Raw genomic sequence first — 24,940 nt, forward strand, 5'->3', positions numbered from 1 at the left:
ACTAGGCTCCCGCCGCGCCGGAGGCGATCTCGGCCCCGGTCACCTTTTCGCCTGCCACGTGTCGATCCACCATCTCGCGGAAGCGTTCGAAGAAATAGGCAGCGTCGTGGGGTCCCGGCGACGCCTCTGGGTGGTACTGGACCGAGAAGAGCGGCCGGGTCTCGTGGGCGAGCCCTTCCACCGTTCCGTCGTTCAGGTTGACGTGGGTGACGCGCACCGGCTCACCGGCCGCGCGCAGCGAGTCGGCGTCCACCGCGTAGCCGTGGTTCTCCGCACAGATTGCGACCTTCCGCGTCGCCAGGTCCTGCCCGGGCTGGTTCCCGCCGTGGTGCCCGAAGAGCAGCTTGCGGGTCGTCCCGCCGAGGGAGAGCCCGAGGATCTGGTGCCCGAGGCAGATGCCGAACATCGGCACGCTCTCGGCGAGCGTCCGCACGTGCTCGCGGACCCCCGCGACCGCCGCCGGATCGCCCGGGCCATTGGAGAGGAAGACGGCGTCCGGGTCCATGGCGAGCACCTCGTCCGCCGGGGTCGCCGCCGGAACCACGTGCACGTCGAAGCCCTGCTCGACCAGCAGGCGCAGGATGTTCCGCTTGATCCCGAAGTCGTAGGCCACGAGCTTTCGCAGGGGCTCGGGGCGCGAGGAGCGCGGCACCTGACCGTCGATTCCGGGCCAGCGGCCCTCGTCCCAGCGATAGGACGCGTCGCAGGTCACTTCCGCGGCGAGATCCCGGCCGTCGAGGCCCGGATCCTGGCGCGCGCGCTCGAGCAGCTTCGCCTCGTCCTGCTCCGCCGGGTCCGTCGACAGGACGCCGACCTGGGCGCCCCCATCGCGGATCCGTCGCACCAGGGCGCGGGTGTCGATCCCGGCCAGCCCGGGTACGCCGTGACGGGCGAGGTAGGCGTCGAGGTCTTCGTTCGAGCGCCAGTTCGAGGGGGCGAACACCTCCTTGGCGATGAAGCCCGACAGGAAGGGACGCCGGCTCTCTTCGTCTTCCGGGTTCGTGCCCACGTTGCCGATCTGCGGATAGGTCATCGCCACGATCTGACCCGCGTAGGACGGATCCGTGACGATCTCCTGATACCCGGTCAGCGAGGTGTTGAAGCACACCTCGCCCACCCCCACCGCGACGGCGCCGAAGGCCTCGCCGCGATAGATCGTGCCGTCGGCCAGCACGAGTCGCCCTGCTGCGGGCGGCTTTCCGCTCATACCAAGATTCCCTTCTCCACGTCGTACACCACGCTTCCGTCGACCAAGGTCTTGCGAACCCGCCCGGTCAGGCTCCTGCCCGTCCAGGGGGAGTTCACCGATTTCGAGAACCCCTTCGTGGGGTCGTAGATCCACGCTTCTTCCGGATCGAGGATCGCCACGTCGCCCACCTGACCCGGCTCGAGGGAGCCGCCGGCGACCCGAAGAATCCGCGCCGGCGTCGTGGAGAGCCGTCGCACCAGTTCGAGCGGCGTGATCTCTCCGGTCCGCACCAGATCCAGCACCGCGCCGAGCGCGGTCTCGAAGCCGATCATGCCCGGCGGCGCCTCGCGGAAGTCGAGGTCCTTCTCGTGGAGCGCGTGGGGTGCATGGTCGGTGGCGATCGCGTCGAGCGTGCCGTCACAGAGCCCGGCGCGGCAGGCGTCCCGATCGGCCTTCGACCGCAGGGGCGGCGCCACCTTGGCGTTGGTGTCGTACTCGAGCACCTCGGCGTCGGTGAGCGTGAGATGGTGGGGCGTCACCTCGGCGGTCACGTGCACCCCTCGCTCGCGGGCGGCGCGGACGTGCTCGACCCCGCCTCGCGTGGAGACGTGCGCCACGTGCACGTGCGCTCCGGTGAACTCGGCAAGCATCACGTCGCGGCTCACGTGCAGCTCTTCGGCCATCGCCGGGTTGCCGGGCAGCCCGAGCTTCGTCGAGATCATGCCCTCGTTCACGACGCCGGAACCGACCAGCGTGCGGTCCTCGGCGTGGGTGATTACCGGTGCGTCGACCAGCTTCGAGTACTCGAGAACGCGACGCATGACGCCGGTGTCCATGATCGTCTTGCCATCGTCGCTGAAGGCCACGGCGCCGGCCGCCTTGAGGGCGGCCATCTCGGTCATGACTTTGCCTTCGAGGCCCTTCGTGGCCGCGGCCACCGGGTACACCCGCACGGGAGAGTCCTGGCGCGCCCGGTCGAGAATGAAGTCCGTGGTCGCCGGGTCGTCGTTCACCGGGTGGGTATTCGCCATGCACGCGATTCCGGTGAAGCCCCCGGCCGCGGCCGACCGCCCCCCCGTCGCGATGTCTTCTTTGTATTCCTGGCCCGGCTCCCGCAGGTGGGTGTGCAGGTCCACGAAGCCCGGCGTGACCCAGCAGCCGCGGGCGTCGATCAACTCGGCCTCCGGCGCGTCGATCTGCGGACCATGCTCGGCCACGCGGCCGTCCACCAGCAGCAGGTCCTCGACCGCGTCGGTATCGCTGGCCGGGTCGATCACCCGGCCGCCTCGAATCAAGACCTGCATGCCTACTCCTGGCCCCCCTCGGCATCGCGCGGTGCGCGTCCTGCGAAGAGGTAGAGGACCGCCATCCGCAGAGCGACGCCGTTGCGCACCTGATCGAGGATCACGCTCGGTCGGTGGTCGGCGATATCGTGGGACAGCTCGACCCCGCGGTTGATCGGACCCGGATGCATCACGATGGCGTCCGGGTTGGCGTATTGCAGCTTGGCGCGGTCGATCCCGAAGGTGGCGGAGTACTCGCGGACGCTGGGGAAGAAGGCCCCCTCGAGACGCTCGTTCTGGATCCGCAGCGCCATCACGACATCGGCGCCCTCCAAGCCCTCGCGCAGGGAGGTGGTGGCCTTGACGCCGAAGCTCTCCTCGATCGCGGGCGGGATCATCGGGGGCGGCGCCACGACCCGGACGTTGGCCCCGAGCTTCCGGAACACGTGTACGTTCGAGCGCGCGACCCGCGAGTGCAGGATGTCCCCCACGATCGTCACCGTGAGGCCGTCGATGCGCCCCTTCGCCTGGCGCACGGTGAAGCAGTCGAGGAGGGCCTGGGTCGGGTGCTCGTGGGCGCCGTCCCCCGCGTTGATCACCGGGGCGTCCAGCACATCGGCGATCCGATGCGGCACACCGGCGACCGCGTGGCGCACCACGACGGCGTCCGGGTCCATCGCGTCCAGGGTCTTCGCGGTGTCGAGGATGCTCTCGGACTTCTTGAGGCTCGAGCCCGAAGGCGAGAAGTTGATCACGTCGGCGGAGAGCCGCTTGCCCGCGATCTCGAAGCTCGCCCGCGTGCGCGTCGAAGCTTCGAAGAAGAGGTTGATGATCGTCCGCCCACGCAGCGTGGGCACCTTCTTGACGTCACGCCCCCCGATCTCGGCCATGTGTTCGGCCGTATCGAGAATCCGCTCGATCGCCTCGCGATCGAGATCGTCCGTCCCCAGGAGATCCCGTCCGATCACGCTCCGCCCTCCCCCTCGTGCTCATCCCCGTGGCTGTAGACCACGAGCTCGAGCTCCCCCTCGGCATCGCTCTTCTCTCGAAGCTTCACGTCGTCGGCGAGTCCGGTCGGGACGTTCTTGCCGACGTAGTCGAGCTTGATCGGCAGCTCGCGGTGACCGCGATCGACCAGGCCGACCACCTGCACGGCCCGCGGCCGTCCGAAATCCATCAGGGCGTCCATCGCCGCCCGGATCGTGCGCCCGGTCTTCACGACGTCGTCCACCAGGACCACCACGTGATCGTCCACCGCCGAGGGCATTTCGGTGCGCCGGAGCGCGGGCCGCTCGCCGGTCGAGAGCAGGTCGTCGCGGTAGAGCGTCGTGTCGAGGATCCCGATCGGGATGCGCAGGTCGGCGAGCTGGCGGAGATCCTTGGCGAGCTGGCGCGCCAGCGGCACGCCCCCGTTCGGAATCGCCACCAGGTAGAGCTGATCGGGCGCGGGCGTCCGCTCGATGATCTCGTGGGCGATGCGGGTCAGCGAACGCCGAATGCCGGCGTCGTCGAGCAACTGCCGAGCCGGGCCGCGGTTTCGGGCGGCGTTCGAGGTCGGCACGGAGGAGGCCTCTTGGCTCCCCTCCGCCCGTGCTTGGGGGGCGGGCGGCTTCACCGGGTTGCGCTTTCTCCGCCTCTCGGGACGGAATTAAAAGAGCAGACGGCCGGAGGATAGAGCGGGCCTCAGAGACCCGCCAGGCGGCTCACCCGAACGGCGTTCGCCCTACTCGACGGGGCGCCCGATCCGGCTCCAGCGCACCTCGGATCCCCACCACTGCCGCGGGTCCAGGAGCGCCACCCAGTCCCCGTTGAAGTCCCAGGACCAGTAGAGCAGGAATGCCGGACCGTGGAGCTCGTCGCGGTGGACGGTGCCCCAGAAGCGGCTGTCCTTCGAGTAGTCACGGTTGTCTCCCAGGACGAAGTAGCGCTGCGGCTCCACCTCGAAGTTCCCGGACCGCGAGCGCAGCCCGGGATCGTCGAGAACGCGGAAGCTGCGCTCGGGCAGGAGTACACGATCGACGCGCAGGTCGCGACCGGTCTCGTCCGCGAACGCCGACACGCCGCGCTCGCGCGAAATCGGCTCGCCGTTCACGAACACCACCTCGTCGACGATGTCGATCCGGTCGCCTGGCAATCCGACGATCCGCTTCACGTATTGCTCTCGGGGCCACTCGGGCGCGCGATCGGCGGGCTCGGTCTGGCTCCCATCCCGCGCGACGCTGAACACCACGACCTCGCCGCGGCGCGGATCGCGCCAGGCGGGTAGTCGTAGATCGGTGCCGGGAATCCGCGCGCCGTAGACGAACTTGTTCACGAAGAGGTGGTCACCGATGTAGAGCGTGGGGAGCATCGACCCGGAAGGGATCCGGAACGGTTCCACGACGAAGACCCGGATCCCCAGCGCGATCGCGATCGCGGCGAGCAACACGACGAACTGCTCGCCTGCGTGCCGCTTCGCACTGCGAGCGTCTTCCTCCTGGGAAGGAGGCGACGATTCGGGAGGAGGCGTCTCGACCCGGGCGCTCACGAGTCGTCGAGACGGAGTGCCGCCAAGAAGGCTTCCTGGGGAATCTCGACGGAGCCGACCTTCTTGAGGCGGCGCTTCCCCTCCTTCTGCTTCTCGAGCAGCTTCCGCTTTCGGGTGATGTCACCGCCGTAGCACTTTGCCGTCACGTTCTTGCGAAGCGCCTTGACCGTCGTGCGCGCAATCACGCGGCTGCCGATCGCGGCCTGGAGCGCCACTTCGTACATCTGGCGCGGAATGAATTCCTTCAACTTGCGCACCAGCTCGGTTCCGCGGTGGAAGGCCTTCTCGCGATGCACGATCAGCGAGAGTGCGTCGACGGGATCGCCGTTCACCAGCACGTCGAGGCGCGTCAGATCCGAGGGGCGGTATCCGATCAGCTCGTAGTCGAAGGACCCGTAGCCGCGCGTAGCGCTCTTGATGCGGTCATGGAAGTCCAGCACCACCTCGGCCAGCGGAAGCTCGTAGCGCACCTGCACCCGCGACCCATGGTGATGCATGTCGCGCTGCTGACCGCGACGCTCCTGGCAGAGCGCCAGGACCGCTCCGACGAAATCGGGCGGCACGTGGATGGTGGCCAGGATCATCGGCTCTTCCACGCGGTCGAGATCGCCCGGGGGCGGCAGCGCCGACGGGGTCTCGATCTCGACCGGCTCGCCCTCCTTCGGAACCACCCGGTAGCGCACGGTGGGCGCCGTCGAGATCAGGTCGAGGTCGTACTCGCGCTCGAGCCGCTCCTGAACGATCTCGGAGTGGAGGAAACCCAGGAACCCGCAGCGAAACCCGAACCCCAGCGCGGCACTCGTCTCCGGCTCGTAGACCAGCGACGCATCGTTCAGCTGGAGCTTCTCCAGGGCCACCTTCAGGTCTTCGTAGTCCTCGGCATCGACCGGGTAGAGCCCGGTGAACACCATCGGTTTCACGTCCTGGAACCCGGGAAGCGGCTCCTCGGCCGGTGCCTTCGCATCGGTGAGGGTGTCGCCGATGCGCACTTCGGCCAGGGTCTTGATCCCGGCCACGACCATGCCCACCTCGCCCGCCTCGAGCTGCTTCACCTCGCGCGGGTGGGGGTCGAGGACATGCACCGTCTGGATGTCGCGCTCCGCTCCCATGGCCATCATGCGGATCTTCTGGCCGGGACGCAGCGCCCCGTCGACGATGCGCACCAGCATGATCGCGCCGACGTAGGGATCGAACCAGGAGTCGAAGACCAGGGCGCGGGGCGCGACGTGGGCATCGCCTTTCGGCGGTGGCATCACCGACACGATGCGTTCGAGGAGATCCTCGATGCCCTTCCCTTCCTTCGCCGACACCGGGATGACGTCGGCGGCGTCGAGGCCGACCACTTCCTCGATCTCTTCGGCCACGCGATCCGGGTCGGCCGCGGGAAGGTCGATCTTGTTGACGACCGGCACGATCTCGAGGCCTGCATCCACCGCGAGATAGGCATTCGCGAGGGTCTGGGCCTCGATGCCCTGGGCCGCATCCACGACCAGCACCGCGCCTTCGCAGGCCTGCAGCGCGCGCGAAACCTCGTAGGAGAAGTCCACGTGGCCCGGCGTGTCGATCAGGTTGAGGAGATAGGTCTCCCCGTCCCGCGCCGTGTACTCCATCCGCGCGGTCTGGGCCTTGATCGTGATCCCACGCTCGCGTTCGAGCTCCATCTTGTCGAGAAACTGGGCGCGGCGTTCGCGGTCCGAGAGGGTTCCGGTCGCATCGAGCAGTCGGTCGGCCAGTGTGCTCTTGCCATGGTCGATGTGGGCGACGATGCAGAAGTTGCGGATCTTCTCCCGCGAGACGCTCATGACGCCCTCGTCGGCTCGAGTTCGAGCTTCGGCGCGTCCGGCGACGCCAGGTAGGCGCGCACGGCCTCTTGCCAGGGTCGTGGGGTGACGCCGAGGCCCTCGGCGCGCTCGGTGCCCAGCACCGACCAGGCCGGACGCGGAGCGTCCGCCGCGATCTCGCCCGTGGTGATGCGATCGACCTGAAGTTCGCCGAAGCCGGCCTCGTCGAGGACGAAGCGCGCCAGGTCCCACCAGGTCGCGACGCCGGCGTTCGCAAAGTGGAAGAGACCCGTCGCATCGGCCTCGACCAACTGCACGATCGCGGCGGCGAGATCGGTGGCGTAGGTCGGCCGTCCCGACTGGTCGGCCACGACCCGTAGCGGGCCGCTCGCCTCCCCTCGACGCCGCAACGCCGCCTGATTCAGGATGGCGACCAGGAAGTTGCGTCCAGCCCCGAACACCCAGCTCGTCCGGACCACCAGGAAGCGCGGCGAAGCGGCCAGCACCGCCTGCTCACCGGCCAGCTTGGTGCGCCCGTACACCGAGCGCGGCGCCGTCGGGGCGTCCTCGGGATACGGCGTCTGGGCATCGCCCGCGAACACATAGTCGGTCGAGACGTGGACCAGCCCGGCGTCGTGCTCGACGCACGCCTCGGCCAGGCTCGCCGGCCCCCGGGCGTTGCCGTGCTCCGCCGCCTCGGGTTCTCGTTCGCAGCGGTCGACGTGGGTGAAGCCCGCTGCGTTCACGCACACGATCGGTCGCGGTAACTCCGCGAGCCGGGCCTTCACCGCGGCGGCATCGGCGATGTCCAACTCGTCGTGGGACGCCGTCGTCACCCCGGCACCCGCAGCACGCAGCTGCTCGGTGAGGGCGCGGCCGAGTTGCCCTCGGCTGCCAGTCACGAACCAGTGGAGCGGCACGGGCTACTCCCCGGTCTCTTCCAGGACCCAGGTCGGGAGCTTCTCGCGCTTCTCGAGCTTCGAGGCCAGGCGCACCGCTTCCTCGCGCGCCGGGACGGGCCCGACCCGCACGCGCCAGCGTCGGCCCGCCGACGCGGGATCGGTCTTCACGTAGGTCGTGTAGCCGCGATCGCGTAGGGAAACCGCCAGCCGGTCGGCGGCAGCGCTCTCCTCGAAGGATCCCACCTGCACCGCGAAGCCCCGCGGCGGCCGTGCGGACACGGGCGGTGCGGGCTTCGGGGCGCTCTCGCGCTTCGGCTTCTGGACCTTCGCGGTCTCGACCTTGGCCGTCGAAACGGTCTGCACCTTCGGAGTGGACGCCTTGGGTGCCGAGGCGGTCTTCGGCGGCGGCGGAGCCGCCACTTCGGGCAGCGAGGCTTCGGTCGGCGTCGGGTCGGACCAGTCGACGGATTCGGACTCGCCGCTCAGATACGCGAAGACCAGCCGGGGCTCCTCCCAGAGGAACCCGGCCATGGCGCCGAACAGAAAGCCGGCGACCACCAGCAAGACCAACGCCACCAGGGTACTGAGCCAACCCGCCCGTCGTCGTTCGCTCTGCATCACATCCGCTCCGGGGTGGAGATTCCGAGCAGCGAGAGCACGCCCGACAGGGTCGTGCGGACCGCTAGGGCGAGCCCGAGGCGCGCGTTCGTGAGCGCGGGGTCGTCGGAGAGCACACGGTGCCGAACACCGTCCTGCTGATAGGGGTTCCAGAGGCCCGCGAGGTCGCGGCCGTAGTAACACAGATGGTGGGGTTCGCGGGTCTTCGCCGCCTGGGAGACGACCTCGGGGAACTCGGAGATCTTCTTCAGGATCTCCAGCTCCTCGGGTAGCACCAGCGGGGTCGCGTCCACGCTCTCCGCGTCGGGCAACGCCACGCCCAGCTCGCGCGCCTTGCGCTCGATCGCGTGGGTGCGCGCGTGGGCGTACTGGAGCGTGTAGGTCGGGTTCTTCTTCCAGTCGGTGTCTTCGGCGAGATCCAGATCGAAGTCGAGGTGGCTCTCGGCGCGTCGCTGCACCATGAAGAAGCGGAAGACGTCGGCACCCACCTGTTCGAGCAGTTCGTCCACCGTGATATAGGTGGCCTTCCGAGTGGATTGCTTCACCTGCTCGCCGCCGCGGGTCAGCGTGACGAACTGGTTCATGACGAGTTCGATGCGGTCCGGATCGCAGCCGAGGGCCTCGGCGCCGGCCACGACGTAGGGGAACTGCTCCTTGTGGTCGGCCCCCTGGACGTCGATCACCGCGTCGAAACCGCGCGCGAACTTCTGCCGGTGGTAGGCGATGTCGGGGAGCAGATAGGTCGGCTCCCCCGTCCGCCGCACGAGGACACGGTCGCGCTCGAGCCCCTTCGACGTCGCGCGCAGCCAGCGCGCTCCGTCTTCGTCGAAGAGCAGTCCGGCCGCTTCGAGATCGGTGAGCGCGCGCTCGAGGTCACCCCCCTCGTAGAGATCGCGCTCGTTGCTGTAGACGTCGAAGTGGATGGCGAGATCGCCGAGGGTCTTGCGGATTTCCGCGAAGATCTGGGTCTCGGCCGTCTCGCGGAAGACCGCCTCGGGCTCTTCGTCCACCAGGGCGTCGCCATGCGCGGAGACCAGACCCGCCGCGAGCTCACCGATGTAGGCGCCCTGGTAACCGTCGTGCGGGAAGACGACGGGCAAGCCGTCGACTTCTTCCAGCCAGGCCTTTTCCGGATCGGCCATCGCTTCGGCACTCGGCGGCGCGGCCTTCCCGAGCTGTTCCAGGTAGCGTGCCTTCACCGACTGGCCGAGCACCCGCATCTGCCGACCGCCGTTGTTGAAGTAGTACTCGCGCGTGACGTCGTGCCCGGTCGCCTCGAGAAGCCGCGCGATCGCGTCGCCCAGAACGGCCTGCCGTCCGTGGCCGAGGGTGAGCGGCCCGGTCGGATTCGCCGAGACAAACTCGACCTGTACGCGCTTCCCGGCGCCCCAGTCGGCGTGGCCATAGCGCGCCCCCGCGGCCAACACGTCGCGCAGGAGCGAGTGCCAGCGCTGCTCGGAAAGCCACAGGTTCACGAAGCCCGGGCCCGCCACCTCGGCTTTCTGGATGGGTCCGTCGAGCTGGCCGATGCGCTCGATCAGGCGCTCGGCGATCGCACGCGGCGGCTGCTTCAGTCGCTTCGCCAAGAGCATGGCCGCGTTGCAGGCGAAGTCGCCGTGGTCCTCGTTGCGAGGGGTTTCCAACGCGAAATCGGGGACCGGACCCGCGTCCCCCGCCTCGTCGAGGAGGGACTGGATCAGATCCTTCAAGGTCTGGTGGAGCTGCTCGCGCATCAGAACGGTCCAGGGTCGCCCGTCGTAGGAATTAGGTCAAGGAATTCGAGCATTTGCGGCACCCCGAGGTGCCAGCCGGACGATCGTCTCGCCGGGTCGGGCGTACTCGAGCCCCTCACGAATGGCGCGCTCCACCAGGAACGGGTCGTCCTGGAGGTCGCCCGTCTGGGCTTCGAGGGAAACCACTTCCAGGCGCAGGGCCTCGATCCGAGCCTCGGTACGTTCGAGGTCAGCACGCAGCGCCCACCACGGTCGCAGGCCCGATTCGCCGTCGATCCACGCCAAGCCGAGCGCGACCCCGGCGATGGCGATCGCCCACCACACGCCTTTCACGGTTCCCCCCAGAGCCGTTGGCGGAAAGGTAGCGCGAGCCGCCGCCCGCGCCCTGCCCCGCGGCGGCCGCCTAACCGGTTCCGCCGAGCAGACGCCGGATCCGCTCGATGTAGCTCGGGTCGTCCCACTCGCGGGGCCCGATGTAACGCTCGACCACCACCCCGTCGCGATCGATCAGCAGGGTCTCGGGAAAGCGATAGGCCTGGTAGCTCTCGGCGACGGCCTGATCGCCGTCCCAGAGGATCGGGAAGGTGAGTCCGAGACGCTGCTGGAACGACTCGACCGGCGCCTCGGTCTCGTCCACTGAGATCGCGACGAGCTCGAGCCCATCGGCCACCAGGGCCTCGTGGAGGCGCTGCATGGCCGGCATCTCGTCCTCGCAGGGCTTGCACCAGGTCGCCCAGAAGTTGAGGAGCACCACCCGACCGCGGAGATCGTCGAGCGTCACCGGCTGGGCGCCCGGCACCCTCGGCAGGGAGAAGGCAGGAGCCGCGCTGCCCCGGTTGACCGGGTTCGGTGTCTCCGACCCGCCCAGGACCGCAAAGGCCACGGCGAGCGCGATCGCGCCCGCGACCAACCAGGGCCCCGCTCGATCCACCGAGGATCAGGCCTCGTCGGAGTCCGCAGTCTCCTGCTTCTTCTTCGACGCGGCCTTCTTCTTCGACTTCTTCTTCTTGGGCGCCGGCTCGGCCTCGGCCTCGATCAGCTGGACGATCGCCATCTCGGCGGCGTCGCCGACGCGACGTCGGCTCTTCACCACCCGGGTGTAGCCGCCCGCGCGATCCGCGTAGCGCTCGGCGAGCTCGCCGAAGAGCTTCGTAGTGGCGTCCTTGGTGCGCACGATGCGGAGGGCCCGCCGGCGCGCATGGAGGTCGCCGCGCTTGCCCAGCGTGATCATCCGATCGGCGATGCGACGCAGCTCGCGCGCCTTCGCGTGGGTCGTCTCCACCTGCTCGTGCTCGAGCAGCGATGTGACGAGGTTGCGAAACATCGCCAGACGGTGGGCGCTGGTACGCCCGAACTTGCGCGTATCGACGCGATGGCGCATCGGACTAGACCTCGCGCTCCCGCATGCGCTCGATCTCCGCGCGCGACGGGAAGTTGTCGATCCGCATGCCGAGTTCGAGGCTCATGCTCGCGAGCACTTCCTTGATCTCGTTCAACGACTTGCGGCCGAAGTTCTTGGTCTTGAGCATCTCGCCCTCGGTGCGCTGCACCAGCTCACCAATCAGGCGGATGTTCGCGTTCTGGAGGCAGTTCGCCGAACGGACGGACAGCTCCAGCTCGTCGACCGACTTGAAGAGATTCGGGTTGAGCGGCGCAGGCTCCTCGGCGAGGGGCGCGAGCGACTCGGTCGGCTCTTCGAAGTTGATGAAGATGGCGAGCTGTTCCTTCAGGATCTTCGCGGCGAAGGCGAGCGAATCGACCGGCGCCACCGTCCCGTCGGTCCAGATCTCCATCGAGAGCTTGTCGAAGTCGGTCTCACGGCCCACGCGCGCGGGCGTGACGCTGTAGTTGACCTTGTGCACCGGCGAGAAGATCGAGTCGATCGGGATGGTGCCGATCGGCATGTCGTCGGTCTTGTTCTTCTCGGCGGCCACGTAGCCCTTGCCGCTGTTGACCGTCACTTCCATCTCGACGTCGGCGTCGGGCGCCAGGGTCGCGATCTTGTGATCCGGGTTCATCACCTCGACGGTCGGGTCGTCCACTACCAGGTCCCGAGCGTAGAGGATGCCCTCGCCCGTCTTGTGGACACGCAGCAGTTTCGGCCCTTCACCGTGGGCTCGGAGGCGCACTTCCTTCAGATTCAGAACGATGTCCGAGACGTCTTCCATGACGCCCGGCATCGTCGAGAACTCGTGGAGGACGCCCTCGATCTTGACCGACGTGACCGCCGATCCCTGAAGCGAGGAGAGCAGCACGCGTCGGAGCGCATTGCCCAGCGTGAGGCCGAAACCGCGCTCGAGCGGTTCGCAGGAGAAGCGGCCGTAGCTCTCGGTCGCTCCCCCGTCCTCGGTCTCGAGGTCACGAGGTCGGATCAGTTCACGCCAGTTTTTCGCGATGATTTCCTGGTCCATGGACTCCCTTTCGGCAGATAGGGGCGGGATTAGCGCGAGTACAGCTCGACGATGAGCTGCTCTTGGATGGGCATCGTGATGTCTTCCCGCACCGGAAGCGCCTTCACCGAGCCCGCGAAGTTGGTCTTGTCGATCTCGAGCCACTGCGGGACGCTCTTGCCCTCGAGGGCCTCCAGCGCGCCCGAGATCCGCTCGACCTTCCGCGACTTCTCGCGCAGCGTGACGAGATCGCCCGCGCGCAGCTGCATCGACGGAATCGACGCCTTCCGGCCGTTCACCTGGAAGTGGCCGTGCTTGATCAGCTGGCGGGCCTCGGCACGCGAGGTCGCGAAGCCCAGCCGGAACACCACGTTGTCGAGGCGGCGCTCGAGCAGGATCAGCAGGTTCTCACCCGCTCGCCCCTTCATCCGCGACGCGCGCTTCATCGTGCTCGCGAACTGCTTCTCGAGCAGCCCGTACATGCGGCGCACCTTCTGCTTCTCGCGCAGCTGGACGCCGTAGTCGGAGAAGCGCGTGCGCCCCTGGCCGTGTTGTCCCGGGGGATAGCCGCGTCGCTCGACTCCGCACTTCGGAGAGAAGCAGCGATCGCCCTTCAGGAAGAGCTTCGTGCCCTCGCGGCGGCAGAGCCGGCAGACTGCATCGTTGTATCGCGCCATGCGAAATCCTCTAGACCCGGCGCCGCTTCGGCGGGCGGCATCCGTTGTGGGGAATCGGGGTGACGTCGCGGATCATCGTCACCTTGATGCCGGCGGCCTGGATGGCTCGCACCGCCGACTCACGGCCCGAACCCGGGCCCTTCACGAACACCGCCGCCTGTCGCACGCCGTGCTCCATGGCCTTCTTCGCGCACTCCTCGGCCGCCACCTGCGCAGCGAACGGAGTGGACTTGCGCGAGCCCTTGAAGCCCTGGCCGCCAGCCGTCGACCACGCCAGCGCGCCGCCGGAGGGATCGGTGATCGTGATGATCGTGTTGTTGAACGTCGACTGGACGTGCACCACGCCCGACTGAACGTTCTTCTTGACCTTCTTCTTGCCGCCCTTTTTCACGGGTCGCCTCTCTGGTCTACTTCTTGGTGGCCGACTTCTTGCCGGCGACGGTCTTCGCGGGGCCCTTGCGGGTACGCGCGTTGGTATGCGTTCGCTGCCCACGGACCGGGAGGCCACGCCGGTGGCGGAGCCCCCGGTAGCAGCCGATGTCCATCAGCATCTTGATGTTCTGCGACGTGTCGCGGCGCAGATCACCTTCCACCTTGTAGTCGCGCTCGATCACCTCGCGCAGATGCACGAGTTCCGAGTCGGCCAGCGTGTCGGCGTTCGCGTCGGGCGCGATGCTCGCGGCCTCGCAGATCTTGACGGCGCTGGTGCGGCCGATTCCGTGGATATAAGTGAGCGCGATGTCGATGCGCTTGTTTCGGGGCAGGTCGATTCCGGCGATGCGTGCCATCGGAGCTTCCTTCTAGCCTTGTCGCTGCTTGTGCTTGGGGTTCTCGCAGATCACGCGAATGATCCCCCGGCGTTTGATGATCCGGCACTTCGCACACATCTTTCGAACCGAAGCGCGTACCTTCATTTCGTGTCTCCCGACGCCCCGCAGAGCGTTCAGTGCGAACCGGCGACGCGGGTCAGCGTCTCGCTGCCCTCGTCGGTAATCAGAATCGTGTGTTCGAAATGGGCGGAGAGCGAGCCGTCGGCCGTCACTGCCGTCCATTCATCGTCGAGCATGCGTACGTCCGCGCGGCCGACGGTCACCATCGGCTCCACCGCGAACACCATGCCCGGCGCCAACCGCGGGCCACGCCCCGGGGACCCGAAGTTGGGAATCCAGGGCGCCTCGTGGAGGTCGCGGCCGATGCCGTGGCCCGCGAACTCGCGCACCACCTGATAGCCGGCGTCCTCTACCCGCGTCTGTACTGCGTGACCCAGGTCCGAGAGTCGGATCCCGGGCTTCATGACCTCCATCGCGTCGTCCAGCGACCGGCCCGACACCTCGAGCAACCGCTGCGCCTCTTCCGAGATCTCACCCACCGGCACCGTCACCGCAGAGTCCCCGTGGAAGCCGTCCACGGATACGCCGAAATCGAGACTCACGATGTCCCCGTCCGCGAGCTCGCGGGGGCCGGGGATGCCGTGGACGATCTCGTCGTTGACGGAAACGCAGAGGACGGCCGGGTACTTCGGAAGGCCCTGCGGATCGTAGCCCTTGAAGGAGGACTCCACACCCCGCTCGGCGATGGCCTTTTCGGCCACCTCGTTGAGCTCACCGGTGGTGACGCCGGGCGCCACCCGATCCCGGAGCTCGAGGAGGACCTCGGCCACGTGGCGGGCCGCCTCGCGCATCTTGTCGAGCTCATGGCGGCTCTTGCGGGGGATCCGCTCGCGAAAGCCCATCATTCCAGGGCCTCCTCGACGCGTTTCGCCACCTCTTCGATCGAGCCCTCTGCGTCGACCTCGCGGACCACGCCCTGGGCCTCGTAGTGGGCGATCAGGGGCTCGGTCTGCTCCGCGTAGACCCGCATCCGGTTGCGGATGGTCTCTTCGTTGTCGTCGCTGCGGCCCTCGATCTCGGCTCGCTTGAGGAGGCGGCGCACCAGCTCGTCCTCGTCGACGGCCATGGCCACGCAGCGCTCGAGGGGCGTCCCCATCGCGGCCAGCAGGGCGTCCAGCGCCTCGGCCTGGGCGGTCGTCCGGGGAAAGCCGTCGAGGATGAAGCCCTTCGCGGCGTCCGGCTGCTCGAGCCGCTCCTTGGCCACGCCGATCACGATCTCGTCCGAGACCAGCTCGCCCTTCTCCATCAGCACCTGGGCCTGCTTGCCGACCTCGGTGCCCGCGGCCACGGCCGCGCGCAACATGTCGCCGGTGGAGATCTGCGGGATCTCGAAGCGTTCCACCAGGAACTGGGCCTGGGTGCCCTTGCCGGCGCCCGGGGGGCCCAGCAGCAGGAGTCGGCTCGCGGTCATCGCTGGAGCCTCCCGCGCACGCGGGTCCCGGTCGCGAGGCCCTCGTATTGGCGGGATACGAGGTGCGCCTCGATCTGGGAGATCGTGTCGAGCCCGACGCCCACGACGATGAGCAGCGCCGTGCCCCCGAAGAAGAAGGGCACACCCATGCGCACGGCGAGGATCGTCGGCAGCACGCAGACGGCCGACATGTAGATCGCGCCGATCAGGGTCACGCGCGTCAGGATCCGATCGATGTGCTCGGCGGTCTTCTTGCCGGGACGGATCCCCGGAATGTAGGCGCCCGATCGCTTGATGTTCTCGGCCACATCGACCGGGTTGATCATGATCGCGGTGTAGAAGTAACAGAAGAAGATGATCAGAGCGATGTAGACGAGCTGGTAGGCGAAGCTGGACGGGTCGAGATAGGTGTCGACGAAGGTCTGGATCGCCCCACCCTGCTCGGAGAACTGCCCGATCGTCAGCGGGAACATCAACAGCGACGACGCGAAGATCGCCGGGATCACGCCCGCGGTGTTCACCCGCAGCGGGAAGTAGGTCATCCCACCCTGCTGGACGCGTTTGCCCACGACGCGACGCGCGTGTTGGATGGGAATCCTGCGCTGGCCGCGCTCGACGATGATGACCAGGAAGATGATCACCAGGGCCAGGAGGGCCAGGAACAGGGTCTGGATCAGCGAGAACTGGTCGGTGCGGATCAGCTGGAAGAGCTGGGAGAGCGCCGACGGAATGCTGATGATGATGCTCGCGAAGATCACCATCGAGATGCCGTTGCCGATGCCCCGCTCGGTGATCTGCTCACCGAGCCACATGATGAACGCCGTCCCGGAGGTCAGCGTGATCATGCACATGATCCGGAATCCCCACCCCGGTTCGATGACCGCCCCTTCGCCGAACTGGCCGCGCTCGAGCGCCACCGCGAGCAGAGCGCTCTGGAAGAGTGCGAGCCCGATCGTCGCGTAGCGCGTGAACTGGTTGATCCGGCGCTGGCCCTGCTCCCCTTCCTTCTTCAGCTCCTCGAGCTGAGGAATCACCACGGTGAGCAGCTGGAAAATGATCGAGGCGCTGATGTAGGGCATGATGCCCAGCGAGAAGATCGAGAGCTGCTCGAGGGCGCCCCCCGAGAACAGGGTGAAGAGTCCGAAGACCGTGCCCTGCATCTGCTCGAAGAAGCTGCGCACCACGTCCGGGTCGATCCCCGGCGTGACGATGAACGCACCGATCCGGTAGACCGCGAGCATCCCGAACGTGAAGAGGATCCGCTGCCGAAGCTCGGTGATCCTCCCGATGTTCTGGACGCCGCCGATCATCCGAGCAGCTCCACGCTGCCGCCGGCATCTTCGATCTTCTTGCGGGCGGCGGCGCTCACCTTGTGGACCTTCACCGACAGATTCTTCGGGGCATCCCCCTCGGCCAGGAGCTTCACGCCGTCCTTGCCGTGCTTGATCAGGCCGCGGGCCTCGAGGCTCTCGGGGTCGACACTGCCACCGTCGCCGAACGCAGCCAGGGAGCCGACGTTCACGATCCGGTAGCTCGTTCGGAACAGATTGTGGAACCCGCGCTTCGGAATGCGGCGCGCGAGGGGCATCTGCCCGCCTTCGAAATGGAAGGGGGTCTCGCGACCGGCCGAGCGATGGCCCTGCCCTTTGACGCCGCGCCCGGCCGTCTTGCCGGTGCCCGAGCCGGGGCCGCGACCGACACGCTTGTGCGGCTTGCGGGAACCCGGGCGAGGCGAGAGTCGGTCCAGCATCAGCCTTCCTCCACCACGACGAGGTGTCGCACCTTGAAGATCATTCCGCGCACCGACGGGGTATCCTCGACCTGGACGCTCTGGTTGAGGCGCCGAAACCCGAGGCCGCGTAGCGTGGCCCGCTGGGAGCGGTCGTAGCCGATCTGGCTCTTCGTCCACTTCACGGTCAGTTTCTTGTCGGCGGCCATCGTCACGCACTCTTCCGGAGCTGGGCCAGGCGCTGAGCCGGGTCGCGCAGCTCCTGCAGCGCCGTCATCGTGGCCCGCACCACGTTGATCGGGTTGTTGGTGCCCAGCGTCTTCGTCAGCACGTCGTGAACGCCCGCGGCTTCGAGCACGGCGCGGACCGGACCACCGGCGATCACGCCGGTACCGGGCGAGGCCGGGCGCAGGAGCACCTTGGCGGCGCCGAAGCGACCGATGATCTCGTGGGGCAGCGTGCGTCCGTCCTGCAGGGGCACTTCGATCAGCGCCTTGCGCGCGCGCTCGACGCCCTTGCGGATGGCCTCGGGCACTTCGCCCGCCTTCCCGTAGCCCGCTCCGACGACGCCGGCTCCATCGCCCACGACGACCAGGGCGCTGAAATTGAAGCGGCGACCGCCCTTCACGACCTTGGCGACGCGGTTGATGTGCACCACGCGGTCGGTGAGCTCGTAGTCGTTGGCATTGATGTGAGTGGACATGCGTTCCTTCCAGCCCCGCGCCGGGCGCGGGCGACGCTCAGAGTTGCAGCCCCGCTTCGCGCGCGGCGTCGGCCAGCGCCTTCACGCGGCCGTGAAACAGGAATCCGTTGCGGTTGAACACGACCTTGTCGATCGAGTGCTTCTTCGCGAGCTCGGCCAGAGCCGTGCCGACGCGCTTTGCCGCCTCGACGTTGCCGGTCGAACCGTCGGGCACGATCGCCTTCGACCGGCTCGAGACCGTGCCCAGGGTCTTGCCGCTCTTTGCTTCGATCAGCTGGGCGTAGATGTGCTTCGCCGAACGGAACACGACGACCCGCGGCCGCTCGCTGCGCGCGACCGAGATAGCGGTGCGCGTCTTGCGCGCGCGCCACTTGCGGACGTTCTCGTTGTTGATCTTGCGCTTCATGACTTTCCTCAGGCTCCGGTGCCGGCCGCGGCCTTACCGACCTTCCGGCGCACGCGCTCGTCGATGTAGCGGATGCCCTTCCCCTTGTAGGGTTCCGGCGGCCGCAGCGAGCGGATGTCGGCGGCGAACTGGCCGACCTTGGCGCGGTCGATGCCCTCGATCTTCAAGATCACGTTGCGGTCGACGCTCACCGAGAGCCCCTCGGGTACCGGCATCTCCACCGGGTGCGAGAAGCCGAGGTTGAGCACCAGCTTCTTGCCGGAGGTCTCGGCCCGGTAGCCGACCCCCTGGATCTCGAGCTCTTTCGCGAAGGGCGTGACCACGCCTTGGATCATGTTGGCCACGAGCGCCCGGGCCAGACCGTGCTGGGCGCGGCTCTCCTTCGAGTCGTCCGGACGCTTGAACACCACCTTGCCGTCCTCGACGTCGCAGTCGATGGCGCTCGGGACCTTCTCGGTCAAGGTGCCCTTCGGCCCTTTGATCCGGATGCCCCCGTCCGTCTTCTCGAGAGAGACGCCGTCCGGCATGGGAATCGGCTTGTTTCCGACGCGCGACATGTCTACCAGACCTCGCAGACGACTTCGCCGCCGACGTTCTGGGCGCGTGCGTCCGAATCGGAGAGGATTCCGCGCGAAGTCGAGATCACGGCCACACCCAGGCCCGCGCGAACCTTCGGCACCTCGTCCTTGCCCACGTACACGCGGCGACCGGGCTTGCTGACCCGGCGGATACCGTCGATCAGCGGCACCCCGCCGTCGTCGTAGCGGATGCCCAGCACGAGGCTCGGGTGACCACCACGCGCCTCGACCTTCACGTCGTCGAGGAAGCCCGCGTTCTGCAGCACGTGGGCCACGGCCAGCTTTTGCTTCGACGACGGGCAGCGCGTCTCCGAATGCCGGGCGACACCCGCGTTGCGGATGCGCGTCAGCATGTCTGCGATGGGATCGGTCATCATGGCGAATGCCCCTTACTGCTGCCGGAACGGCATCCCGAGGTGGGTCAGGAGTGCCTTTCCTTCGGCGTCGTTCTCGGCCGAGGTCACGACCGTCACGTTCACACCGGTGATGCGCTCGACGGCGTCGTAGTCGATCTCGGGAAAGATGATCTGCTCACGGATGCCGAGGGAGTAGTTGCCGCGACCGTCGAAGGCCTTCGGCGACACACCCTTGAAGTCACGGACCCGGGGCAGCGAAACGCTGACCAGTCGATCGAAGAACTCCCACATCCGGGCGCCGCGCAGCGTCACCGAGCAGCCGATGGGCTGGCCCGCGCGCAGCTTGAAGTTCGCGATCGACTTCCGTGCGCGGCGCAGCACCGCCTTCTGACCGGTGATCTGGCCGAGTTCCTCGGTGGCGCGCTCGAGCAGCTTCGGGTTCTGGGTGGCTTCGCCGATGCCCATGTTCACCACGACCTTCTCGAGGCGCGGCACCTGATGGACGTTCTTGAAGCCGAACTCCTCGGAGAGCTTCCCGACGATTTCCGAGCGGTAGCGGTCCTGCAATCGGGGCGTCATGTCAGAGCACCTCCGGTGCGAGCGAAATGATCTTCATGAAGCGCCGGGCACGCAGCTCGCGGGCGACCGGGCCGAAGATGCGCGTACCCACCGGCTCCTTCTGGTTGTCGAGAATGACGGCGGCGTTGTCGTCGAACTTGATGAACGAGCCGTCGCTGCGACCGATCGCGCGCGCCGTGCGCACCACGACCGCGCGCCGAACCTCGCCCTTCTTCACCCGGGCGTTCGGGATCGCGTCCTTCACCGAGACCACGATCAGGTCACCCACCGACGCGTAGCGCCGGCGCGAGCCCCCGAGAACGCGGATGCACGCGACCTTCCGGGCTCCGGAATTGTCGGCGACTTCGAGTACGGATTCCTGCTGGATCATGACAGCCTCGCTAGACCGACACGGTCTCGGAGACCGTGGACTGCACCTTCCAGCGCTTCCGCTTCGACAGCGGTCGGTGCTCGATGATCTGCACCTCGTCGCCGACGTTGCAATTGTTGGCCTCGTCGTGCGCCAGGAACCGCGAATAGCGGCGCACGTACTTCTTGTACCGGGGGTCCTGCACGAGTCGCTCGACCCGCACCACCACGGTCTTGTCCATCTTGTTGCTCACGACGGTGCCGACGAGCGTTCGCCGCATGCCTCGCTTGCTCATTCACCCGCTCCGCGCTTCTCGCGCAGGATCGTCTCCGCGCGAGCGATTTCTCGACGAAGCGTGCGCAGCTTCGCCGTGTTCTCGAGCTGTCCGGTCTCCTTGCGGATCCGGATATTGAAGAGCTCCGCCCGGAGCTCCGTCGCCTTGGTCGCGAGCTCGTCACCCGTGAGGTCTCGGAGTTCACTCGACTTCATGTCGTCGCCTCCCGCTCCACGAAGCGCGTGCCCATCGGAAGCTTGTGCGCGGCGAGGCGCATCGCCTCACGCGCGATCTCGGTGGGAACCCCTTCCATCTCGTAGAGGATCCGACCGGGCTTCACGACGGCTACCCACTCTTCCGGATTGCCCTTTCCCTTACCCATGCGGGTTTCGGCGGGCTTCTTCGTGACCGGTTTGTCGGGGAAGATGCGAATCCACACCTTGCCACCGCGCTTGACGTAGCGGGTCATGGCGATACGTGCGGCCTCGATCTGGCGCGCGGTGACGCGCGACTGCTCGGTGGCCTGGAGACCGTACTCTCCGAACGAGAGCGTCGAACCCCGGTACGCCTTGCCGCGCATCCGGCCCTTGTGAACCTTGCGGTGCTTGACCTTCTTGGGCTGCAGCATGACCTACCTCGTCTGGACCTCGCCGATGCGCTGAGCCAGCGATCCCTGGCGCAGCTCACGGTCGCTGACGTCTCCCTTGAACACCCAGCACTTGACGCCGATCACGCCGTACGTGGTCTTTGCCTCGGCCTGGCCGTAGTCGATCTCGGCGCGCAGCGTGTGAAGCGGCACGCGGCCCTCTCGGTACCACTCGCGGCGGCCCATCTCCGAGCCGCCGAGACGACCGGCGCACTGGATCCGGATGCCGCCCGCGCCGAACTTCATCGTCGACGTCACGGCCTTCTTCATGGCGCGGCGGAACGCGACGCGGCGCTCGAGCTGGAGCGCGACGTTCTCGGCCACGAGCTGGGCGTCGAGCTCGGCCTTGCGGATCTCCTTGATGTTGATGAAGACCTCGCGGTTGTCCGTGAAGTTCGCGAGCTCCTCGCGCAGCGTCTCCACCTCGGCACCGCGCTTGCCGATCAAGATGCCGGGACGCGCGGTGTGGATGTTGAGCACCACCTTGTCACCCGTGCGCTCGACGACGACCTTCGAGATGCCCGCGTGATAGAGCTTCTTCTTGATGAATTTCCGGATGGCGATGTCCTCGTGGAGCTGCTCGGCATAGCGGCGCTCGGAGAACCAGTTCGACTGCCACCCGTAGAGGGAGCCCAGTCGGAATCCGTAGGGATGTACTTTCTGTCCCACTTCTTACTCCTCGGAAAGGAAGACGCGGACGTTCGAGGTGCGCTTCTGCACCCAGCTCGCGCGGCCCTGCGCACGCGGACGAATCCGCCACATGTTCGGTCCCTGGTCGACCGTGATCTTCTGGATGACCAGATTGTCGATATCGATCCCGGCCTGTTCCCGGCTGTTCTTCTCTTCCGCGTTGGCCAGCGCCGAGCGAACCAGCTTGGCGAGGATGCGGGCGAAGCGCTTCGGGGACAGGTCGAGCGTGGTGAGCGCCTCTTCTACGCCCTTGCCGCGAATCTGATTCGCGAGCAGTCGGGCCTTGTTGGGGCTCACGCGGTAGTTCTTTAGGAAAGCAGTCGTGCTCATGCTGGACTCCGGTCGGCGGCGACCTACTTCGTCTTCACCTTCTTGCCACCCGCGTGGCCGGTGAACTTCCGCGTCGGCGAGAACTCGCCGAGGCGGTGGCCCACCATGTTCTCGGTGACGAACACGGGAACGAAGAGCTTCCCGTTGTGGACGTGGAAGGTGAGGCCGACGAAGTCGGGAGTGATCATCGAGCGCCGAGACCAGGTTCGGATGACCTGCTTCGAGCTGCTCGCGACGGCCGCGTCGACCTTCTTCTGAAGACTCGGGTCCACGAAGGGCCCCTTCTTGAGCGATCGCGCCATTACTTCTTGCCTCGCCGCTTCACGATGTACTTGTCGGTGCGCGGGTTCTTGCGGGTCTTGTGACCCTTGGTCGGGACGCCCCACGGCGTGCACGGGTGTCGGCCACCCGACGACTTGCCCTCGCCACCGCCCATGGGGTGGTCGACCGGGTTCATCGCGACACCGCGGACATTCGAGCGCTGCCCCTTCCAGCGGGAGCGCCCGGCCTTACCGATGGACTGGTTCTCGTGCTCCGAGTTGCCCACCTGGCCCACCGTCGCCATGCACTCGATATGGATGCGGCGATGTTCACCGCTGGGCATGCGCAGCGTCGCGTACTTGCCTTCGCGCGCCATCAGCTGAGCGCCGAGGCCCGCCGCGCGAACGAGCTGGGCCCCCTTGCCGGGCTTGAGCTCGATCGCGTGGAGCACCGTACCGAGCGGGATCTTCGCCAGTCGCAGGGCGTTGCCGGGTCGGATATCCGCGTCGTCGCCCGACTGGAGGACGTCGCCTACGGCCAGACCGCCCGGCGCCACGATGTAGCGCTTCTCACCGTCTGCGTAGTGCAGCAGCGCGATGTTGGCGGAGCGGTTCGGGTCGTACTCGATCGACGCGACCTTGGCGGGAATACCCGTCTTCTCGCGGCGGAAGTCGACCTTCCGGTAGCGCCGTTTGTGCCCGCCACCGCGGTGCCACGACGTGATCCGGCCGTTCGAGTTGCGGCCGCCACTCTTGTTGACCCGTCCCTCGGTCAGCGCGCGCTCGGAACCCGAACGCGTGATCTCCTTGAAATCGGAGACGCTCATGTCGCGTCGCCCCGGAGAGGTCGGCTTGTAGTTTCGCACCGGCATGGCGGCTCCTTACACTCCCTCGTAGAACTCGATGCTCTGGCCTTCGGCCAGCACCACGAGGGCCTTCTTCCACTCGGATTTGCGCCCGAGGAACTTCCCCACCCGCTTCGACTTGCGGGGCATCCGCATCGTGCGCACGGAGAGCACTTCCACCTCGAAGAGCGCCTCGACGGCGCGTTTGATGTCGTGCTTGCCCGCGCGCGGATCGACGGCGAGGGTGACCAGGTTGTTCTCCTCGCGACCGATGTTGCTCTTCTCGGTCACGAGGGGTCGGCGAATCACTTCGTGGATGTTCATGACGACTCCGCCTTCGCGGCGCGGCGGCGCTCCTCCGAGAGGCGCAGATCGAGGGCCTCGACCGCACCCTTCGTGAGCAGCAGCTTCGGGTGGCGCAGCACGTCGTAGACGTTCAGTCCCGCCACTCGCAGGATGTTGGCCTTCGCCAGGTTCTTCGTGGACTTCTCGAGCTTCGCGTCCTCTTCGGCGATCACGATCAGCACGCGATCCTCACCGAGGCCGAGCCCCTCTAGCACGCCGGCGACGTGCTTCGTCTTGTACTCGTCCATCGAGAGGTCCTCGACGACCGTGATGGCGCCTTCCTGCTGTCGCAGCGAGAGCGCCCCCCGCAGTGCCGCGCGACGCACCTTCTTCGGCAGCGAGTGATCGTAGGAGCGCGGAACCGGCCCGAATACCGAGCCACCCCCAGCCCACTGGGGCGCGCGGGTCGTACCCTGCCGGGCGCGACCGGTGCCCTTCTGGCGCCACGGCTTCGCGCCACCGCCAGACACCGCTGCACGATTCTTCGTGCTGTGGGTACCGGCGTGCCGCGCAGCCAGCTGCCGACGCACTTCGGCGTGGAAGAGGTCGGGCTTCACCTTCACCTCGAACACTGCCGGCGGGAGCTCCACGGAGCCCGCCTTCTTGTTCTCGGTCGTTACGACGTCCAATGTGGCCATGTCTCGCCTACGCGGTTTCCAGGGGTCTAGAGCTTGATCTCGACGTCGACACCCGCCGCCAGCTCGAGCTTCATCAGCGCGTCGACGGTCTGAGGGGTCGGATCGAGAATGTCGATCAGTCGCTTGTGCGTGCGGGTCTCGAACTGCTCCCGCGACTTCTTGTCGATGTGGGGCCCGCGCAGCACCGTGTACTTGTTGATGCTGGTGGGCAGCGGGATCGGCCCGGCCACACGTGCACCCGTCCGCATGGCGGTGTCGACGATCTCACCAGCGCTCTGATCGAGCAGCTTGAAATCGTATGCCTTCATTCGGATACGGATTTTCTGGGAGGCCAGTTCGCCCATCTCTCCAACCTTTTCTTTAGTTCCCGAGCCGAGCAGACGCCCGGTCCGCCCCGCGACCTTCGGCTTCGCCTCGCTGCGCGCCCGCTACGCGGGCTTGCCAGGGGCGGTCACCGCTCGTAGCGAGACCGGGACGTAAATTCGTTACTCGATGATGTCCGCGACCACGCCCGCGCCGACGGTCCGGCCGCCTTCGCGAATCGCGAAGCGCAGCTCCTTGTCCATCGCGATCGGCGTGATCAGCTCCACCGTCATCTCCACGTTGTCGCCAGGCATCACCATCTCCGTCCCGTCCGGAAGATTCGCGACACCCGTCACGTCCGTCGTTCGGAAGTAGAACTGCGGCCGATACCCGTTGAAGAACGGCGTGTGACGGCCACCCTCGTCCTTCGTCAGGATGTACGCCTGCGCCTTGAACTTCGTGTGCGGCGTGATCGAACCCGGCTTCGCCAGCACCTGGCCGCGCTCCA

39 protein-coding genes are annotated in these 24,940 nt (G+C 67.3%); all 39 read right to left on the bottom strand.

Going from position 1 to position 24,940, the window contains the following annotated elements:
- Position 1: 1 nt before the first annotated feature.
- Positions 2-1,207 (bottom strand): glutamine-hydrolyzing carbamoyl-phosphate synthase small subunit, encoded by a 1,206-nt coding sequence (gene carA, locus AAF430_15840; protein ID MEM7411702.1) that lies wholly within the window; start codon positions 1,205-1,207, stop codon positions 2-4.
- Positions 1,204-2,493 carry a dihydroorotase gene (locus AAF430_15845; GenBank protein ID MEM7411703.1) on the bottom strand — a complete coding sequence of 430 codons (1,290 nt, stop codon included), beginning with the start codon at positions 2,491-2,493 and terminating at the stop codon, positions 1,204-1,206. The genes carA and AAF430_15845 overlap by 4 nt, the downstream gene beginning before the upstream one ends.
- Before the next feature lie 2 nt (positions 2,494-2,495).
- A complete protein-coding gene (locus tag AAF430_15850) occupies positions 2,496-3,440 on the bottom strand; it encodes an aspartate carbamoyltransferase catalytic subunit (protein MEM7411704.1) in 945 nt (314 codons plus the stop codon).
- Positions 3,437-4,033, bottom strand: coding sequence for a bifunctional pyr operon transcriptional regulator/uracil phosphoribosyltransferase PyrR (gene pyrR / locus AAF430_15855; GenBank protein MEM7411705.1), 597 nt, complete (start codon positions 4,031-4,033; stop codon positions 3,437-3,439). The genes AAF430_15850 and pyrR overlap by 4 nt, the downstream gene beginning before the upstream one ends.
- A 162-nt stretch (positions 4,034-4,195) precedes the next feature.
- The gene (gene lepB, locus AAF430_15860) at positions 4,196-4,999 is read right to left on the bottom strand and encodes a signal peptidase I (GenBank protein ID MEM7411706.1); all 804 of its coding nucleotides are present in this window, start codon (positions 4,997-4,999) and stop codon (positions 4,196-4,198) included.
- Positions 4,996-6,801 carry a translation elongation factor 4 gene (lepA, locus tag AAF430_15865; protein MEM7411707.1) on the bottom strand — a complete coding sequence of 602 codons (1,806 nt, stop codon included), beginning with the start codon at positions 6,799-6,801 and terminating at the stop codon, positions 4,996-4,998. The genes lepB and lepA overlap by 4 nt, the downstream gene beginning before the upstream one ends.
- Positions 6,798-7,700, bottom strand: a complete 903-nt coding sequence (gene rfbD / locus AAF430_15870; protein ID MEM7411708.1) for a dTDP-4-dehydrorhamnose reductase — start codon at positions 7,698-7,700, stop codon at positions 6,798-6,800. The genes lepA and rfbD overlap by 4 nt, the downstream gene beginning before the upstream one ends.
- Positions 7,701-7,703: 3 nt before the next feature.
- On the bottom strand, positions 7,704-8,300 hold the full coding sequence (locus AAF430_15875) for an SPOR domain-containing protein (GenBank protein ID MEM7411709.1): 597 nt from the start codon (positions 8,298-8,300) through the stop codon (positions 7,704-7,706).
- Positions 8,300-10,033 (bottom strand): arginine--tRNA ligase, encoded by a 1,734-nt coding sequence (argS, locus tag AAF430_15880; protein MEM7411710.1) that lies wholly within the window; start codon positions 10,031-10,033, stop codon positions 8,300-8,302. The genes AAF430_15875 and argS overlap by 1 nt, the downstream gene beginning before the upstream one ends.
- Before the next feature lie 36 nt (positions 10,034-10,069).
- On the bottom strand, positions 10,070-10,366 hold the full coding sequence (locus tag AAF430_15885; protein MEM7411711.1) for a septum formation initiator family protein: 297 nt from the start codon (positions 10,364-10,366) through the stop codon (positions 10,070-10,072).
- A gap of 70 nt (positions 10,367-10,436) precedes the next feature.
- On the bottom strand, positions 10,437-10,964 hold the full coding sequence (locus AAF430_15890) for a TlpA disulfide reductase family protein (protein ID MEM7411712.1): 528 nt from the start codon (positions 10,962-10,964) through the stop codon (positions 10,437-10,439).
- 6 nt (positions 10,965-10,970) lie between these two features.
- On the bottom strand, positions 10,971-11,414 hold the full coding sequence (gene rplQ, locus AAF430_15895) for a 50S ribosomal protein L17 (protein ID MEM7411713.1): 444 nt from the start codon (positions 11,412-11,414) through the stop codon (positions 10,971-10,973).
- A 4-nt stretch (positions 11,415-11,418) separates the two neighbouring features.
- Positions 11,419-12,444, bottom strand: a complete 1,026-nt coding sequence (locus AAF430_15900) for a DNA-directed RNA polymerase subunit alpha (GenBank protein MEM7411714.1) — start codon at positions 12,442-12,444, stop codon at positions 11,419-11,421.
- 29 nt (positions 12,445-12,473) lie between these two features.
- A complete protein-coding gene (rpsD, locus tag AAF430_15905; GenBank protein MEM7411715.1) occupies positions 12,474-13,100 on the bottom strand; it encodes a 30S ribosomal protein S4 in 627 nt (208 codons plus the stop codon).
- A 10-nt stretch (positions 13,101-13,110) separates the two neighbouring features.
- Positions 13,111-13,491 (bottom strand): 30S ribosomal protein S11, encoded by a 381-nt coding sequence (rpsK, locus tag AAF430_15910; protein ID MEM7411716.1) that lies wholly within the window; start codon positions 13,489-13,491, stop codon positions 13,111-13,113.
- A gap of 16 nt (positions 13,492-13,507) precedes the next feature.
- Positions 13,508-13,888 carry a 30S ribosomal protein S13 gene (gene rpsM, locus AAF430_15915; protein MEM7411717.1) on the bottom strand — a complete coding sequence of 127 codons (381 nt, stop codon included), beginning with the start codon at positions 13,886-13,888 and terminating at the stop codon, positions 13,508-13,510.
- A gap of 12 nt (positions 13,889-13,900) precedes the next feature.
- The gene (gene rpmJ, locus AAF430_15920) at positions 13,901-14,014 is read right to left on the bottom strand and encodes a 50S ribosomal protein L36 (GenBank protein MEM7411718.1); all 114 of its coding nucleotides are present in this window, start codon (positions 14,012-14,014) and stop codon (positions 13,901-13,903) included.
- 29 nt (positions 14,015-14,043) lie between these two features.
- A complete protein-coding gene (gene map / locus AAF430_15925) occupies positions 14,044-14,835 on the bottom strand; it encodes a type I methionyl aminopeptidase (GenBank protein MEM7411719.1) in 792 nt (263 codons plus the stop codon).
- Positions 14,832-15,401: an adenylate kinase gene (locus AAF430_15930; GenBank protein MEM7411720.1), complete on the bottom strand. Its 570-nt coding sequence runs from the start codon at positions 15,399-15,401 to the stop codon at positions 14,832-14,834. The genes map and AAF430_15930 overlap by 4 nt, the downstream gene beginning before the upstream one ends.
- Positions 15,398-16,711 carry a preprotein translocase subunit SecY gene (secY, locus tag AAF430_15935; GenBank protein MEM7411721.1) on the bottom strand — a complete coding sequence of 438 codons (1,314 nt, stop codon included), beginning with the start codon at positions 16,709-16,711 and terminating at the stop codon, positions 15,398-15,400. Before secY ends, AAF430_15930 begins: the two co-directional genes overlap by 4 nt.
- Positions 16,708-17,151, bottom strand: coding sequence for a 50S ribosomal protein L15 (gene rplO, locus AAF430_15940; GenBank protein MEM7411722.1), 444 nt, complete (start codon positions 17,149-17,151; stop codon positions 16,708-16,710). The genes secY and rplO overlap by 4 nt, the downstream gene beginning before the upstream one ends.
- Positions 17,151-17,339, bottom strand: coding sequence for a 50S ribosomal protein L30 (rpmD, locus tag AAF430_15945; GenBank protein ID MEM7411723.1), 189 nt, complete (start codon positions 17,337-17,339; stop codon positions 17,151-17,153). The genes rplO and rpmD overlap by 1 nt, the downstream gene beginning before the upstream one ends.
- A gap of 2 nt (positions 17,340-17,341) precedes the next feature.
- A complete protein-coding gene (gene rpsE, locus AAF430_15950; GenBank protein ID MEM7411724.1) occupies positions 17,342-17,833 on the bottom strand; it encodes a 30S ribosomal protein S5 in 492 nt (163 codons plus the stop codon).
- A 37-nt stretch (positions 17,834-17,870) separates the two neighbouring features.
- Positions 17,871-18,239: a 50S ribosomal protein L18 gene (gene rplR / locus AAF430_15955; protein ID MEM7411725.1), complete on the bottom strand. Its 369-nt coding sequence runs from the start codon at positions 18,237-18,239 to the stop codon at positions 17,871-17,873.
- Positions 18,240-18,247: 8 nt separating this feature from the next.
- Positions 18,248-18,796 carry a 50S ribosomal protein L6 gene (rplF, locus tag AAF430_15960; GenBank protein MEM7411726.1) on the bottom strand — a complete coding sequence of 183 codons (549 nt, stop codon included), beginning with the start codon at positions 18,794-18,796 and terminating at the stop codon, positions 18,248-18,250.
- Positions 18,797-18,798: 2 nt separating this feature from the next.
- A complete protein-coding gene (rpsH, locus tag AAF430_15965) occupies positions 18,799-19,194 on the bottom strand; it encodes a 30S ribosomal protein S8 (GenBank protein MEM7411727.1) in 396 nt (131 codons plus the stop codon).
- Between the two features lie 12 nt (positions 19,195-19,206).
- A complete protein-coding gene (rplE, locus tag AAF430_15970; GenBank protein MEM7411728.1) occupies positions 19,207-19,752 on the bottom strand; it encodes a 50S ribosomal protein L5 in 546 nt (181 codons plus the stop codon).
- 1 nt (position 19,753) lies between these two features.
- Positions 19,754-20,122: a 50S ribosomal protein L14 gene (gene rplN, locus AAF430_15975; protein ID MEM7411729.1), complete on the bottom strand. Its 369-nt coding sequence runs from the start codon at positions 20,120-20,122 to the stop codon at positions 19,754-19,756.
- 10 nt (positions 20,123-20,132) lie between these two features.
- Positions 20,133-20,396 (bottom strand): 30S ribosomal protein S17, encoded by a 264-nt coding sequence (rpsQ, locus tag AAF430_15980; protein MEM7411730.1) that lies wholly within the window; start codon positions 20,394-20,396, stop codon positions 20,133-20,135.
- The gene (rpmC, locus tag AAF430_15985; GenBank protein ID MEM7411731.1) at positions 20,393-20,590 is read right to left on the bottom strand and encodes a 50S ribosomal protein L29; all 198 of its coding nucleotides are present in this window, start codon (positions 20,588-20,590) and stop codon (positions 20,393-20,395) included. The genes rpsQ and rpmC overlap by 4 nt, the downstream gene beginning before the upstream one ends.
- Complete coding sequence (rplP, locus tag AAF430_15990) at positions 20,587-21,003, bottom strand: 50S ribosomal protein L16 (protein MEM7411732.1); 417 nt, start codon at positions 21,001-21,003, stop codon at positions 20,587-20,589. Before rplP ends, rpmC begins: the two co-directional genes overlap by 4 nt.
- A gap of 3 nt (positions 21,004-21,006) precedes the next feature.
- On the bottom strand, positions 21,007-21,690 hold the full coding sequence (gene rpsC / locus AAF430_15995; GenBank protein MEM7411733.1) for a 30S ribosomal protein S3: 684 nt from the start codon (positions 21,688-21,690) through the stop codon (positions 21,007-21,009).
- Between the two features lie 3 nt (positions 21,691-21,693).
- The gene (gene rplV / locus AAF430_16000; GenBank protein MEM7411734.1) at positions 21,694-22,041 is read right to left on the bottom strand and encodes a 50S ribosomal protein L22; all 348 of its coding nucleotides are present in this window, start codon (positions 22,039-22,041) and stop codon (positions 21,694-21,696) included.
- Positions 22,042-22,064: 23 nt separating this feature from the next.
- Positions 22,065-22,343, bottom strand: coding sequence for a 30S ribosomal protein S19 (gene rpsS, locus AAF430_16005; protein ID MEM7411735.1), 279 nt, complete (start codon positions 22,341-22,343; stop codon positions 22,065-22,067).
- Positions 22,343-23,173, bottom strand: coding sequence for a 50S ribosomal protein L2 (gene rplB / locus AAF430_16010; protein ID MEM7411736.1), 831 nt, complete (start codon positions 23,171-23,173; stop codon positions 22,343-22,345). Before rplB ends, rpsS begins: the two co-directional genes overlap by 1 nt.
- 9 nt (positions 23,174-23,182) lie before the next feature.
- Positions 23,183-23,470, bottom strand: a complete 288-nt coding sequence (gene rplW, locus AAF430_16015; GenBank protein ID MEM7411737.1) for a 50S ribosomal protein L23 — start codon at positions 23,468-23,470, stop codon at positions 23,183-23,185.
- Complete coding sequence (rplD, locus tag AAF430_16020) at positions 23,467-24,129, bottom strand: 50S ribosomal protein L4 (protein MEM7411738.1); 663 nt, start codon at positions 24,127-24,129, stop codon at positions 23,467-23,469. The genes rplW and rplD overlap by 4 nt, the downstream gene beginning before the upstream one ends.
- 26 nt (positions 24,130-24,155) lie before the next feature.
- Positions 24,156-24,464, bottom strand: coding sequence for a 30S ribosomal protein S10 (gene rpsJ, locus AAF430_16025; protein ID MEM7411739.1), 309 nt, complete (start codon positions 24,462-24,464; stop codon positions 24,156-24,158).
- 150 nt (positions 24,465-24,614) lie between these two features.
- The coding region (tuf, locus tag AAF430_16030) for an elongation factor Tu (protein ID MEM7411740.1) at positions 24,615-24,940 on the bottom strand (326 nt) is incomplete at its 5' end.

This window comes from Myxococcota bacterium (assembly GCA_039030075.1).
In the GTDB taxonomy this organism is placed as follows: Bacteria; Myxococcota_A; UBA9160; order UBA9160; family SMWR01; genus JAHEJV01.

Coding starts and splice junctions, on each gene's coding strand:
- carA (MEM7411702.1), bottom strand. CDS start 1,207: ATGAGCGGAAAGCCGCCCGCAGCAGGGCGACTCGTGCTGGCCGACGGC.
- rpsQ (MEM7411730.1), bottom strand. CDS start 20,396: ATGAGCAAGCGAGGCATGCGGCGAACGCTCGTCGGCACCGTCGTGAGC.
- AAF430_15930 (MEM7411720.1), bottom strand. CDS start 15,401: ATGACCGCGAGCCGACTCCTGCTGCTGGGCCCCCCGGGCGCCGGCAAG.
- rpsD (MEM7411715.1), bottom strand. CDS start 13,100: ATGGCGCGATACAACGATGCAGTCTGCCGGCTCTGCCGCCGCGAGGGC.
- AAF430_15875 (MEM7411709.1), bottom strand. CDS start 8,300: ATGCAGAGCGAACGACGACGGGCGGGTTGGCTCAGTACCCTGGTGGCG.
- rpsM (MEM7411717.1), bottom strand. CDS start 13,888: ATGGCACGCATCGCCGGAATCGACCTGCCCCGAAACAAGCGCATCGAC.
- AAF430_15900 (MEM7411714.1), bottom strand. CDS start 12,444: ATGGACCAGGAAATCATCGCGAAAAACTGGCGTGAACTGATCCGACCT.
- rpsE (MEM7411724.1), bottom strand. CDS start 17,833: ATGTCCACTCACATCAATGCCAACGACTACGAGCTCACCGACCGCGTG.
- rplD (MEM7411738.1), bottom strand. CDS start 24,129: ATGGCCACATTGGACGTCGTAACGACCGAGAACAAGAAGGCGGGCTCC.
- map (MEM7411719.1), bottom strand. CDS start 14,835: ATGATGGGCTTTCGCGAGCGGATCCCCCGCAAGAGCCGCCATGAGCTC.
- rplN (MEM7411729.1), bottom strand. CDS start 20,122: ATGATCCAGCAGGAATCCGTACTCGAAGTCGCCGACAATTCCGGAGCC.
- rpsH (MEM7411727.1), bottom strand. CDS start 19,194: ATGATGACCGATCCCATCGCAGACATGCTGACGCGCATCCGCAACGCG.
- rplO (MEM7411722.1), bottom strand. CDS start 17,151: ATGCTGGACCGACTCTCGCCTCGCCCGGGTTCCCGCAAGCCGCACAAG.
- rpmJ (MEM7411718.1), bottom strand. CDS start 14,014: ATGAAGGTACGCGCTTCGGTTCGAAAGATGTGTGCGAAGTGCCGGATC.
- rplQ (MEM7411713.1), bottom strand. CDS start 11,414: ATGCGCCATCGCGTCGATACGCGCAAGTTCGGGCGTACCAGCGCCCAC.
- secY (MEM7411721.1), bottom strand. CDS start 16,711: ATGATCGGCGGCGTCCAGAACATCGGGAGGATCACCGAGCTTCGGCAG.
- rplW (MEM7411737.1), bottom strand. CDS start 23,470: ATGAACATCCACGAAGTGATTCGCCGACCCCTCGTGACCGAGAAGAGC.
- argS (MEM7411710.1), bottom strand. CDS start 10,033: ATGCGCGAGCAGCTCCACCAGACCTTGAAGGATCTGATCCAGTCCCTC.
- rplV (MEM7411734.1), bottom strand. CDS start 22,041: ATGAGCACGACTGCTTTCCTAAAGAACTACCGCGTGAGCCCCAACAAG.
- lepA (MEM7411707.1), bottom strand. CDS start 6,801: ATGAGCGTCTCGCGGGAGAAGATCCGCAACTTCTGCATCGTCGCCCAC.
- rplF (MEM7411726.1), bottom strand. CDS start 18,796: ATGTCGCGCGTCGGAAACAAGCCGATTCCCATGCCGGACGGCGTCTCT.
- rplR (MEM7411725.1), bottom strand. CDS start 18,239: ATGAAGCGCAAGATCAACAACGAGAACGTCCGCAAGTGGCGCGCGCGC.
- AAF430_15845 (MEM7411703.1), bottom strand. CDS start 2,493: ATGCAGGTCTTGATTCGAGGCGGCCGGGTGATCGACCCGGCCAGCGAT.
- rpsS (MEM7411735.1), bottom strand. CDS start 22,343: ATGGCGCGATCGCTCAAGAAGGGGCCCTTCGTGGACCCGAGTCTTCAG.
- rpmD (MEM7411723.1), bottom strand. CDS start 17,339: ATGGCCGCCGACAAGAAACTGACCGTGAAGTGGACGAAGAGCCAGATC.
- rplP (MEM7411732.1), bottom strand. CDS start 21,003: ATGCTGCAGCCCAAGAAGGTCAAGCACCGCAAGGTTCACAAGGGCCGG.
- rplB (MEM7411736.1), bottom strand. CDS start 23,173: ATGCCGGTGCGAAACTACAAGCCGACCTCTCCGGGGCGACGCGACATG.
- rpmC (MEM7411731.1), bottom strand. CDS start 20,590: ATGAAGTCGAGTGAACTCCGAGACCTCACGGGTGACGAGCTCGCGACC.
- rplE (MEM7411728.1), bottom strand. CDS start 19,752: ATGACGCCCCGATTGCAGGACCGCTACCGCTCGGAAATCGTCGGGAAG.